Raw genomic sequence first — 12,088 nt, forward strand, 5'->3', positions numbered from 1 at the left:
GCGGCGGCGGAGCGCGTCGTCGATCTCCTGGTGGGAGGGGCAATCGATGACGCGCCTCGCACAGGTGGGGCGTAGGACTTGGCTCAGCGGTTACACCGCGTAGACTCACCACCCGTGATTCAGCTTGAGCAAGTGACGAAGACGTACCCGAAGGCGTCCCGGCCTTCGCTCGACAACGTGTCCGTCTCGATCGAGAAGGGCGAGTTCGTCTTCTTCATCGGTCCATCCGGCTCCGGCAAGTCCACGATAATCAAAATGCTGCTGCACGAGGTCAGCCCCAACAAGGGCCGGGTCGTCGTCAACGGCAAGGACGTCACCACGATGCGCTCCTGGAAGCGACCCCACTTCCGGCGCTCGATCGGCTGCGTCTTCCAGGACTTCCGGTTGCTGCCCAACCGCACCGCCTACGAGAACGTGGCGTTCGCTCTCGAGGTGATCGGCAAGACCAAGGCGGTCGCCCGCCGGGTCGTGCCCGAGGTGCTGGAGCTGGTCGGGCTCGGTGGCAAGGAGCACCGCTACCCGCATGAGCTCTCCGGTGGTGAGCAGCAGCGCGTGGCCGTCGCCCGGGCGTTCGTGAACCGTCCGCTGATCCTGCTGGCGGACGAGCCGACCGGAAACCTGGACCCGGACACCTCGATCGAGATCATGCGCCTGCTGGACCGGATCAACCGCACCGGCACGACCGTCGTGATGGTCACGCACGACTCCAACATCGTGAACCAGATGCGCCGTCGCGTCGTCGAGATCGAGAGCGGCCGCATCGTGCGCGACCAGGCCCGCGGCGTCTACGGGTGAGCCGGCGCTCCACCCCTGCCGTACACCCTGACGACGAACACCTCATGCCGGAGAGCCGGAGGAACACCCGATGCGGATGAAATACGTCCTGTCCGAGGTACTGGTCGGACTGTGGCGCAACGTCACCATGACCATCGCCATGATCATCACCATGGCGGTGTCGCTGTTCATGCTGGGCGGAGCCGGCCTGCTGTACCAGAAGGTCGGCGACATGAAGGACCTGTACTACGAGAACGTGCAGGTCTCGATCTTCCTGGCACCCGACGTCAGCGAGCAGCAGCGCAACGACCTGGACGCCAAGCTCAAGAGCGACCCCCTGGTCAAGGAGGTCCTCTACGTCAACAAGGACGAGGCGTACAAGCGGTTCCAGGAGATGTACCAGGACGCCCCGGACCTGGTGAACGCCGTCAAGGCGGACCAGCTGCCCGAGTCGTTCCGGCTCAAGCTGGTCAACCCGGAGCAGTACAAGAGCATCTACGACCAGTACAAGGACACCGAGGGGGTCGACGAGATCGTCGACCAGAGCCGGCTGCTGGACAAGGTCTTCGGCGTCCTCACCGGCATCCAGACCTTCGCGCTGGTCATCGCGGTGTTCATGGCCGCCGCCGCGCTGCTCCTGGTCGCGAACACCATCCAGGTCGCCGCGTACAGCAAGCGGCGTGAGGTCGCGGTCATGAAGCTCGTCGGCGCGTCCAACTGGTTCATCCAGGCGCCGTTCGTGCTGGAGGCGGTGGTCGCCGGTGTGATCGGTTCGCTCCTCGCACTGGTGTTCATGGCGGTCGGGAAGTACTTCGGCGGCAGCGGCTCGATGGCCGCCCTGGAGGGCCTGATCACGCCGGTCTCGTGGGGCGACATCCTGCTGATGTTCCCGATCATGGCGGGCGTCGGCGCGGTGTTCAGCGCGGTTACCGGCTGGATCACGCTCCGCTTCTACCTGCGGGTCTAGTTACCCGACGGCTCCGCCGAGGACCCTTCCGCGCCGGAATAAACGGCGCGGGAGGGTCCTTGTCATTCGGGTAGCATGATCTACGCCCCGCGGCCGGTCGCGCCGGTCGTGGGTCACCAGGAAAGGGGGTGGCGCCGATGCCACGGGAAAAGGGTCGCAAGGTGGTCGCCTCCAACAAGAAGGCGCGCCACGACTACGCCATCCTCGACACGTACGAGGCGGGCATGGCGCTGACCGGCACCGAGGTCAAGTCGCTGCGGGCCGGTCGGGCGTCCCTGGTCGACGCGTTCGCCCAGGAGCGCAACGGCGAGCTCTACCTGCACAGCATGCACATCCCGGAGTACACCCAGGGCACCTGGACCAACCACGAGCCCCGGCGTACCCGCAAGCTGCTGCTCAAGCGGCTGGAGATCGACCGGCTGATCGGCAAGACCCGCGAGGGCGGGTTGACCATGGTGCCGTTGCAGGTCTACTTCTCCGACGGCTGGGCGAAGGTGGAGATCGCCCTGGCCAAGGGTAAGAAGTCGTACGACAAGCGTCAGGACCTCGCCAAGCGGGACGCCGACCGGGAGATCGCCCGGGTGGCCGGCCGGCGCAGCAAGGGCATGGACGAGTGATCTGTCGTCTTTGTCCGAGTCGGTGAATCCGGCCCGGGGCTCGGGATGAAACCCGTTGCGGCAGGCGTTAGTCTTGTACGAAGCCGCCGGAAGGGCGGCCCACCGAGGGGGTGACTGGTTTCGACTTCGTACGTTGCGGCAGGGGAAGCGAGCCGAGGAAGCCGACGTCGTCTCGAGAATCGTTCGTCGGAAACCAATAAGCGCCAAGAACAATCGCGCTGACTTCGCTCTCGCCGCCTGAGGCGAGTAGTGAGTCTGTCGGCCTGGGAACGCCTTCGTCCCAGTCAGCCGGCATCAGCTAGGAGGCTGGCCAACCGGACCCGGTCGCGGGGTCCGTGCGGCGAGATCAATCAGCGACTGGGCCCGTCACACCAACTTGCTCGCGTGAGCGGTGGGGCCGAGTAGAGGCATAGCGAGCTGCGCTCGGAGAAGCCCTGACAAACCGGCGAAGGACCCGGGTTCGATTCCCGGCACCTCCACCACCTCATGTGCGCCCCGGTCCATCGGACCGGGGCGCACAGTCGTCTCCGGATACTTTTGGGCCACCAGGGGATACTTCTGGGGCCACTGGGACCGATGGGGCCAATGAGGCGTTCCGGCCCCCTGGACAGCGCCCGAGCAGGGGGTTCACCATCGCTGTACGCGGTAGCACGCAGCGCGGGAGGTGCCCATGGTCACCGGTCCGATCCAGCAGCCGTCCGTCGCCCCGCCGGCGGTCCGCCCGCCCGCCGCGCGCCGGCCCCGCCCGCCCGGCGACCTGCCCGCCCTGGCGCGGGCGCTCGCCGTACCGCCGGGGGAGCCGTGCTGGCGGGAACGGGTCATCGTCCACCTCGCCCCGGTCCGCCGGGGCTTCGCCGAACACGTCCGGATCACCGAGGGCCCGGCCGGCCTCTACGCGGAGGTGCTCGCCCAGGCGCCCCGGCTGCACCGCGGCGTCGGGCTGCTCACCCGGGAGCACGCGGCCATCGTCGCGGCGCTGGCCGACCTCCAGCGGGCCGTCGAACGGCCCGGGGTGTGCGCCGAGGAGCTGCGCCGGCGCACCGACGACCTGCTGCGGGCGCTGTCCCGGCACCGGCAGCGCGGCGCGGACCTGCTCTGGCAGGCCTATCAGACGGACCTCGGTGGGGAGACCTGACCGGCGGGAACCGGCCCGTGCCGGGCGGCGTCCAAGTGGTATGCGTCGACTCCTCGCCCTGTTGGGCCTGCCCCTGGTGGTCACCGCGGCCGGCTGCGCGCCGGCCGGCTCCGACCCGGCCGGACCGTCCGCCGGCCCGGACCACCGCTGGGAGGCGTTCCACCAGCGGGCCGCGGGGGTCGCCGAGGACTGGCGCCCCGCACCGGCCTGGCGGACCGGGTACGTGCCGCTGCAGGACCCGACCGTGCTGGTCGGCGACCCCGGGTTCACCGCCGACACCGAGACCGCCTTTCGGGCCGGCTGGTACCGGGATCAGATCGAGCTGCCGGCCGCCCGCCCCGCCGACGGCACCATCCGGTTCCCCGACGGTGCGATGACCGTGCCGCTGCTCAGCGCCGCCGAGGCGTACCGGCAGCTGGACCAGGGCGACCCGCCGCCGTGCGAGGGGCGGCCGAAGGCGCCCGGCCCGACGATCGAGCCGGGGCCGGACGGCTCCGTCTCCAGCCCGGTCGCCACCGCCTGCGTCCCGCTCACCGTCACCGCCGTCCGGCTCGGCACCGCCGGAGTCCGGACCAGCCGCGGCGTGGCCGACGTACCGGCCTGGTTGTTCACCGTGGAGGGACTGGCCGCCCCGGTGGCCCGGGTGGCCGTCGCGCCGCAGTCGGTCACCCCGGTGCCCGAGCCGACGGCTCCCGCCCGGCCCGCCCCCGCCGACGTGGTGGGCGCCCAGCACACCGAACGGGTGGACGGCACCCGGCTGACCTACGTGCTCGGGGTGGGCGCCTGCGACACCGGGATCACCCCGCTGGTGCAGGAGCGCGAGGACGTGGTCGTGGTCGGCGGCGGGGTGGTCCGGGCCAGCGGCGTCTGCACCGACCAGCTGAAGCTGGAGCCGGTCACCGTCACCCTCTCCGCGCCGCTCGGCGGCCGGCCGGTGCTCGACGTGCTGACCGGGCAGGTGCTGACCCAGCGGGCCGGCTGACCGATCAGAGGATCCGGGGCAGCTCGCCGCTGATCGGCGCCGGGAGCACCGTCGGGCCCTCGGCGCGCAGCGCGTCGGCCAGCGCGTCGGGCAGGTCGTCCGGCGTGTTGACGACCCTGGTCGCGCAGCCGTACCCCTGGGCGATCGCGGTGATGTCCAGGCCGGGCAGCTCCAGCCCGGGCACGCCGGGAGTGTGCTTCAGCTCGGCGAACGACTTGAGGATGGCGTACTGCTGGTTGACCGGCACCAGCACCACCACCGGCAGGCGCAGCCGGGCGGCGGTCCAGAGGCTCTGCACCGAGTAGTGGAACGAGCCGTCGCCGATCACCGCGACCACCGGCCGGCCCCGACCGGTGTCCCGCTCGGCGAGGGCGATGCCGACCGCCGCCGGCAGGCCGTACCCGAGCCCGCCGCTGGCCATGGTGAAGTACGACGCCGGCCGGACCATCGGCAGCCGGCGGCGCAGCGCGGCCAGGTTGGACGGTGACTCCTGGACCAGCACCCCGTCGATGGGCCAGCAGGCGGCCAGCGCGGCGAAGAGCGCGTCCGCGTCCGGCGGGTCGGTCGGCTCGGGCGGCGCCACCTCCGGCCGGGGCTCCGGCGCCGGTCGGTCGGCCGCCGGAAGCAGGTCCAGCAGCGCGGCGAGGGTCAGCCCGGCGTCACCGAGCAGGCTGTCGCCGACCGGTGCCCGGGCGGCCTCGTCCGGGTCGTCGGTGACGTGCAGCAGCCGGGCGCCCTCGGGCAGGTGCGCGCCGGGGACGTGCGGGTAGTACCGGAACACCGGGGCGCCGACGACCAGCACCGTGTCGTGCCCGCGCAGCTTCTCCGCCAGCGGCGCGATGGCGAAGGGCAGCACCCCCCGGTAGTGCGGGTGCCGCTCCGGGAACGCGGCCCGCTCCGGTGCCGGGGCGGACCAGACCGGGGCGGCCAGCCGCTCGGCCACCGCCACCGCCAGCGACCAGGCCGCGGCCCGGTCCACCGCCGCGCCGAGCACCAGCACCGGGGAGCGGCTGGCGGCCAGCAGCGCGGCGAACTCCCGCAGCCGCCGGGGGTCGGGCCCGAACCGGGTCGCCACGGTACGAACCTGGGGCAGCGGGTCCGCCGGCTGTTCCCAGTCGTCCAGCGGCAGGGAGAGGAAGACCGGCCCCGCCGGCGGCTGGGCGGCGCTGGCGTACGCCCGCATGAACGCCGCCGGGAGGTCCTGCGCGCGGACCGGCTCGTAGCTCCACTTCACGTACGGCTGGGGCAGCTCGGTCGGTGCCCGGCTGGTCAGTCGGGGCTCCGTCAACAGCATCTCCCGGCTCTGCTGGCCGGCCGAGACGATCAGCGGCGTGCGGTTGTGCCAGGCGGTGACGAGGTTGCCCATGCCGTTGCCGGTGCCCGGCGCGGTGTGCAGGTTCACGTGCGCCGGGCGGCCGGTGGCCTGCGCGTACCCGTCGGCCATCGCCACCGCGGACGCCTCGTGCAGGGCGTGCACGTAGCGGAAGTCCGCCGGGAAGTCCCGCAGGAACGGTTGCTCGGTGGAGCCGGGGTTGCCGAAGACGGTGGTCAGGCCGAGGGCGCGGAGCAGCTCGTAGGTGGTGTCCCGGACGGTCGCCATCGCCCCCGCCTCCCTGTCCCGGCGCGTGCCGGCGCCCGCCGGCGCCTACGCCGACAGAGGGCCCCCCGACCTGCCGAATCTATCGGGGGCAGGTGGACAAGTCGGGCGCTTTGCCGCTCACCGGGCCGGGCGAACCCGGCCGGGGAGGCTCAGGGCAGCGGGAAGGGGGTCTTGATGCCGTCCAAGGCGTGCCCGCACGGGCAGTCCCGGTGGGTCGGCAGCGCGCCCACCGCGTCCAGCAGCACCCCGCGCAGCCGGTCGGTGTTCTCGGCGAAGACCCGGAACACCTCCTCCTGGGTGACCGACTCGCCGGCCTGCACGCCGGCGTCCAGGTCGGTGACGAGCGCGATCGAGGTGTAGCAGAGGGCCAGCTCGCGGGCGAGCACCGCCTCCGGGTGGCCGGTCATGTTGACCACCGTGCCGCCCATCGAGGCGTACCAGCGGGACTCGGCGCGGGTGGAGAAGCGCGGACCCTCGACCACCACCACCGTGCCGCCGTCCACCGCCGCCACGTCCCGACCGGCCGCGGCGGCCAGCAGCGTACGCCGCCCGACCGGGCAGTACGGGTCGCCGAAGGGCACGTGCACCGCGCCCCGGTCGAAGTAGGTCTGGGCCCGGCCGCTGGTCCGGTCGATCAGCTGGTCGGGGACCACGAAGGTGCCCGGGCCCAGCTCCGGGCGCAGACCGCCCACCGCGCACGGGGCGACGACCTGGCGCACCCCGAGCGACCGCAGCGCCCACAGATTCGCCCGGTACGGGATCAGGTGCGGCGGGTACCGGTGGTCGCGGCCGTGCCGGGGGAGGAAGGCCACCGGCCGCCCGCCCACCTCCGCGACGGTGATCGGGTCCGAGGGTGCCCCGTACGGCGTCTCGACCATGTGCTCGGTGGCACCTTCCAGGAACGCGTAGAGCCCCGACCCGCCGATCACCGCGATGTCCGCCGTCGGACCCATCGACCCTCCCTCGTTCCCGCTCGATCACCCGCCGGTCAGACCTTAGCCACCGCCCCGGGCGCAGGCTATGGTGCCAGGCATGGCGGTGACAGCGCGGACGGCCGACGGCAACCGGTTCCACGACCCGGCGTGCGGCTGACGGTGTCCGAGATGCAGGAGGAGGGACGGGCGATCGGCGGTCGAGCCATGGAGTCCATGACCGGGCGGCTGCTGGTCGCCACCCCGGCCCTCAAGGATCCGAACTTCGATCGCACCGTGGTGCTGCTGGTCGCCCACGAGGCGGGCGGGGCGCTCGGCGTGGTGCTCAACCGGGCGACCGAGGTGCCGGTCGCCGACGTGCTCGGTGACTGGTGCGACCTGGCCCGTCACCCCGCGGTTCTCTTCGAGGGCGGCCCGGTGCAGCCGGACTCGGCCATCTGCCTCGCCCGGATGCGGCACCCGATGCGCCGGCTCAAGGGCTTCCAGCAGATCTCCGGAGCGGTCGGCACCGTCGACCTGTCGGCCGACCCGGAGAAGCTGCGCGACGGCATCGGCGGCATCCGGGTCTTCGCCGGCTACTCGGGGTGGGGTTCGGGTCAGTTGGAGCAGGAGATCGATGACGGCTCCTGGTTCGTCTTCGACGCGCTGCCGGGGGACGCCTTCGTCGACCGGCCGGACGACCTGTGGCAGATGGTGCTGCGGAGACAGGGCGGAATGATGGCGGCCGTCGCCCACTTCCCGCCCGACGTGGCGCTGAACTAGCCGCGGCGGGGTGGGACCCCGCGAGATGACCATGCCGGGCGGCGTGTGTATAGTTCTCTGCGTGCCCGGGACACCGGGACGACAGCAAGGGGCCGTGGCGCAGCTGGTAGCGCACCACACTGGCAGTGTGGGGGTCAGGGGTTCGAGTCCCCTCGGCTCCACCCTAGCGAAACGCCCTGGTGAGGGATCGAATCCTTCACCAGGGCGTTTATTGTTTCCCATGCTCTCAGGGCCGGTACGTGCCCCGGCGGGCCATGCGGCCCCCTTTCCACCAGCGCCCCCGCACCTCCACCAGCAACAATTTAGTCGAACAGACGTACGATCCGGCCGGCTGCCGGCGATGTCGGGTCTCAGGACCTGCGTGACAGAACAGTCTCAAGACATAGGTGACGCTTCCGGCTAGCCGGGTGGTGACGGCGGCTCGGGCGGGCGTCTGCGGGCGCGGGCTGTGTCGGATATGGCGATCGCGGTCAGGACGAGGGCAGCAGCGGCGGCGACCACGAGTGGCGGCAGGGGGAGCATCGCCGGTGTCAGGGCGGCCAGCGCAAGGACGCCGATCGGTCGGGACCGGGACACGCGGCCGAATACCGCGTGCTCGAAGCGGGCGCGCCCGGCCAGGTACAGCGCGGGTCCGCCGAGGATGACGGCGATCCAGGCCGGTGGGGTGTGTCCGAGTGGATGGGCGATGACGAGTTCGTCGCCGACGGCGGCGACTACCACGCCGGCCACCATCACCAGGTGGGCGTATGACGCCGATCGGGCGAGGCGGACCGGGTCGGCAGACACGGCAATCGCTTCCGCCAGGACCTGCCCAGCGCGGTAGATGTAGATCCGCCACAGCAGCACGGTGGCCGCGATCGACACTGCGAACGCGGCGGCTCCGTCCGGCGCGAAGCCGCTGCTGCTCAGCGCCAGTCCGGTAACCAGGATCAGCTCGCCGAGCGCGATGATGAAGAACTGCCGGTAGCGCTCGGACAGGTGCTCGCTCGATATCACAAGGTCTTGATTGGGCGAGCGGCCCGCCCCCGGGGTGGGGAAGCCGATTCTGCCTGCCGTGTGGTCAAGGACCACCGCGAGTGCCCACAACGCGCCACGCGCCGTGCCGTGCACGAGCGCCCCCGCGATCCACGGCAGCGCCGACAGGCCGTACCAGAACAGCCCGCGCACGACGTGGCGCTGCAGCTCGTGGCCATGCAGAACGGCCGCGAGGACGAGCCCGCGGCCGAGTTGGACGGCGACGTAGGCGCCCGCGAAGATCAGGCCCGTGTCGCCGAATGCCTCGGGCACCGCGGCCGCCATCACCAGGCTGCCGACCATGGTCGCGATGACCAGCGCCTGGATTACCGGTCGTTGCGGGTCCGTCCGGTCGGTTAGCCACGCGGTGCTGGACCAGACCCACCACATGGCCCCCAACAGCACCAGCGTCCGGAAGGCACCGCTCCACCCGAGATCCTCAGCCAGGCCGCGCGAGAGCTGAGCGAGCGCGAGGACAAACACCAGGTCGAAGAAGAGTTCCAGGAACGTAGCCCGCTCCGGGTCCCCGGCTTTCCGCACCAGCCCGGCCGCCCTGCTCGTCGTCATCGGCTCGCCCGTTCTGCCAGCTTTGCCCCAGGTTTGGGAGCATTCTGACATGCGGCAGCGGCGGTGACCGCGGACGTGCTGCCGTGGACTGGATCGAGCGACCCGCGTTACACGGACGGGCGACGGTCGAGGCCGGTGAGTTTCCTTCCATCCGTCGCCGCGGGTTCGGATTAGCTCGTCGACCTTGGGCCAAGCGTGGGGCCGGTGCTACAGAGGGCGGAGTGTCACCCAGGTCCTGATACCGATATGTCACGCAGGTCCTGACACCGGACAGCCGGCTGCCGGCGGTGATCGGACGACAGATGCGCGACACATGTCCGCCAGATGATGTGCGGCAGTTTAGCCGCCGACGAAACGTCGGGTCAGCCGATGAGAGTGCGTCTCAGGAACCTGCCGGTGCAGGTGTAGGCCACTAGGGTCGCGTCATGTCTCGGCTTCTGGGGGCTCGGCGAGCCCGATCGGGGTCCGTCCAGTACATCCACGCACCGTTGGATGCTGTGCTCGACACTGCTCTCAAGAGCCTGAGCCCAGCCGGCCAGGGCTTGTGACCTGCGCACGCAACCGCCAGCAACCAGCACCTCGCCGGCAATCCATAGCTTCAGGGCGACCCCCGAGGACCGGGACCAGGTCGAGGGAGGCCGTTTCACCGTGAGGGGCGCGGGTAGACGATGGCCTGGTCGGACAGGAGGCTTTAAGGTGAATTACGCCGAATTCGTAGAGGTTGTGGCAAGGCGTGCCGGGGTGCCGTCAGAGAAGGCCGAAGCCCTCAGCCGCGCGACTTTGGAAACGTTGACCGACCGGGTCACCGCCGGTCAGGCGAGCAACATCGCCGGGCAGCTTCCGAGAGAGCTACGTCAGCATCTGCACAAGACCACCACCGCTATCGGGTCGCAGAACGCCGAGCCGTTCGGGCTGGACCAGTTTGTCGAGCGGGTGGCCAGACGTGCCGGTGTCGATGTGCCGATGGCCGATGCCGGTATGCGGGCCGTGCTCAGCACCATCGGTGAGGCCGTCAGCAAGGACGAGTTGGAGGACCTGGTTTCGCAGCTCCCGAAGGAGTTCTGGGAGATCATTCAGGCCGGCGCGGGGGTCGAGGTCAGGCCGCGCGGCGCATAGCGGAGGGTTGCCCCAGCTCTGACTAAGGGTTCGAGTCCCCTCGGCTCCACCCTTGAGACCAGGGCGTTCGTCAGAGATGACGGGCGCCCTTCGTCGTTCTTGGCGGCGAAAGTACCCGAGCAAGGCCCGCCGAGAGGGTGTAGCAGCGGATCGGTCAGCCGCCCAGGGTTCCGCCTATCCGCGTCGGAGGCCGTGACCGGCGTGGTACGACTGCGTCAACAGTGGGCGAGGCGGACGAAAACGGGCGGGCGATGACGGTCGGTGGCTTGCGTGGTCTGCTCCGCGACCGCGAGGGGGAGCTCCTTCTCGACCTGGTTTACGTCTTCGCGCTCACCCGGATCTCGGAGCGGTTGATCGTAGATTTCAGCACTCAGCGGCAGGTCGTTCTGCCGGAATTCGGTCAGACGGCGTTGTTGCTGCTGGCACTCTGGTTGACCTGGGTTCGCGCGGCGATCGTGACCAGCGCCTTCGATGCGCAAAAATGGGCGATCCGGCTCGTGTGCGTCCTGGTCATGTTCGGCACCATGATCATGGCCGTTACGCTGCCCTTTGCGTTCGGCGATCGAGCCGTGGTCTTCGCGGTCACCTACGTCACCATCCAACTCGGCACGCCCGTCGTGCTCCTGCTCGGCCGGTACGACCGTGAACGGCACACCCCCGCCCGGGCGCTCTGCTGGGCAGCGGTATCCGCCGTACCCTGGATCGCCGGGGCGGTTCTCTTCCCGCAGAGTCCCGCGCGCGGGGTCCTGTGGACGCTGGCGTTGGCGCTGGACTACACGGGACTCGTCCACGGCTGGCCCGTTCCGGGACTTGGCCGCACCCGTATCGACGACTGGAAGCTCGCCGGCGAGCACATCGCCGAGCGTTTTCAGCAGTTCATCGTCATCGCGCTCGGCGAGACGATCCTGCTCACGGGAATAACGTTCGCCGAGCAGTTCACCCCCGATCGGGTGGTGCCGAGCGTCGTGTCCTTCGCCACCACGATCCTGATGTGGCGAATCTACTTCCACCGTGCTGGGGCGGTGTTGCCCGCCGCCATCGAGGCCATCCCCAGCCCAGCCCGCCTCGGTCGGTCTGCCTTTCACACCCATCTGATCATCGTGACCGGCATCCTCGCCACCGGCGTCGGCCACGCACTGGTCATCCATCATCCGGTCCTCCACGAGGATCCGCTGTGGCTCGCCGTCATCCTGGGTGGGCCCGCGCTGTTCCTGGTCGGGCGGTCCCGCCTCGAGTACGAGGTGTTCGCCCGGGTGTCCCCGTCCCGGGTCATCGGACTTCTCACGCTCGCCGCTCTGGCGCCGGTGACGGTCCACCTGCCACCGCTGATCGCCACCAGCACCGCGGCCACCGTGCTGGTCGGGATCGCGGCGTGGGACACGATACGCGAGCGAAGACACCCAGGTGAGGCACCGTCGCCGCCCGGGTCAAGCCGCCAGCAACGCTGAGAGCAACGTGCCTGAAAGCGCGGGTGTCGTTACCGGGTACCGGGCGGCACTCACTCACGACCTGCGTGCCCGTCCACCAGCTAGTGCGGTGTCCACTAACGTTCGCGGGGTTGGCTGCTGCCGGGTTTTGTCGTACCCGTGGGGTTGGGTGTGGTTGTGCCTCGTCGTCGGGAT

11 protein-coding genes, 1 tRNA gene and 1 other RNA gene are annotated in these 12,088 nt (G+C 70.5%); 10 read left to right on the top strand and 3 right to left on the bottom strand.

Annotated elements, in window-relative coordinates; translation table 11 throughout:
* The first annotated feature begins 114 nt into the window (after positions 1–114).
* The 6 genes from ftsE (at position 115) to M2302_RS11730 (ending at position 4,475) form a co-directional block, all read left to right on the top strand.
* Positions 115–795: a cell division ATP-binding protein FtsE gene (gene ftsE, locus M2302_RS11705; RefSeq protein ID WP_088969966.1), complete on the top strand. Its 681-nt coding sequence runs from the start codon at positions 115–117 to the stop codon at positions 793–795.
* Positions 796–865: 70 nt separating this feature from the next.
* The gene (gene ftsX / locus M2302_RS11710) at positions 866–1,741 is read left to right on the top strand and encodes a permease-like cell division protein FtsX (protein ID WP_280837938.1); all 876 of its coding nucleotides are present in this window, start codon (positions 866–868) and stop codon (positions 1,739–1,741) included.
* Between the two features lie 137 nt (positions 1,742–1,878).
* The gene (gene smpB / locus M2302_RS11715) at positions 1,879–2,358 is read left to right on the top strand and encodes an SsrA-binding protein SmpB (RefSeq protein WP_280837939.1); all 480 of its coding nucleotides are present in this window, start codon (positions 1,879–1,881) and stop codon (positions 2,356–2,358) included.
* 106 nt (positions 2,359–2,464) lie between these two features.
* Positions 2,465–2,840, top strand: a transfer-messenger RNA (tmRNA) gene (gene ssrA / locus M2302_RS11720).
* Positions 2,841–3,028: 188 nt separating this feature from the next.
* Positions 3,029–3,493, top strand: a complete 465-nt coding sequence (locus tag M2302_RS11725) for a hypothetical protein (RefSeq protein ID WP_280837940.1) — start codon at positions 3,029–3,031, stop codon at positions 3,491–3,493.
* Between the two features lie 40 nt (positions 3,494–3,533).
* Complete coding sequence (locus M2302_RS11730) at positions 3,534–4,475, top strand: hypothetical protein (RefSeq protein ID WP_280837941.1); 942 nt, start codon at positions 3,534–3,536, stop codon at positions 4,473–4,475.
* Between the two features lie 4 nt (positions 4,476–4,479).
* Here the strand turns inward: M2302_RS11730 and mdlC are convergent, their stop codons facing one another.
* Both mdlC and M2302_RS11740 read right to left on the bottom strand, forming a co-directional pair.
* The gene (mdlC, locus tag M2302_RS11735; protein WP_280837942.1) at positions 4,480–6,075 is read right to left on the bottom strand and encodes a benzoylformate decarboxylase; all 1,596 of its coding nucleotides are present in this window, start codon (positions 6,073–6,075) and stop codon (positions 4,480–4,482) included.
* Positions 6,076–6,224: 149 nt separating this feature from the next.
* On the bottom strand, positions 6,225–7,028 hold the full coding sequence (locus tag M2302_RS11740; protein ID WP_280837943.1) for an S-methyl-5'-thioadenosine phosphorylase: 804 nt from the start codon (positions 7,026–7,028) through the stop codon (positions 6,225–6,227).
* Between the two features lie 150 nt (positions 7,029–7,178).
* On the opposite strand from M2302_RS11740, the gene M2302_RS11745 reads away from it, so the two are divergent.
* On the top strand, positions 7,179–7,769 hold the full coding sequence (locus M2302_RS11745; protein ID WP_280837944.1) for a YqgE/AlgH family protein: 591 nt from the start codon (positions 7,179–7,181) through the stop codon (positions 7,767–7,769).
* A gap of 88 nt (positions 7,770–7,857) precedes the next feature.
* Positions 7,858–7,930, top strand: a tRNA-Ala gene (locus tag M2302_RS11750).
* Positions 7,931–8,168: 238 nt separating this feature from the next.
* Here M2302_RS11750 and M2302_RS11755 read toward each other — a convergent pair.
* Positions 8,169–9,350: a low temperature requirement protein A gene (locus tag M2302_RS11755; protein ID WP_280837945.1), complete on the bottom strand. Its 1,182-nt coding sequence runs from the start codon at positions 9,348–9,350 to the stop codon at positions 8,169–8,171.
* 696 nt (positions 9,351–10,046) lie between these two features.
* On the opposite strand from M2302_RS11755, the gene M2302_RS11760 reads away from it, so the two are divergent.
* Positions 10,047–10,466 (top strand): DUF2267 domain-containing protein, encoded by a 420-nt coding sequence (locus tag M2302_RS11760; protein ID WP_280837946.1) that lies wholly within the window; start codon positions 10,047–10,049, stop codon positions 10,464–10,466.
* A 221-nt stretch (positions 10,467–10,687) separates the two neighbouring features.
* Positions 10,688–11,914 (top strand): low temperature requirement protein A, encoded by a 1,227-nt coding sequence (locus tag M2302_RS11765; protein ID WP_280837947.1) that lies wholly within the window; start codon positions 10,688–10,690, stop codon positions 11,912–11,914.
* Positions 11,915–12,088 lie beyond the last annotated feature (174 nt).

Source organism: Micromonospora sp. A200 (assembly GCF_029893845.1).
Lineage (GTDB): Bacteria > Actinomycetota > Actinomycetes > Mycobacteriales > Micromonosporaceae > Micromonospora > Micromonospora purpureochromogenes.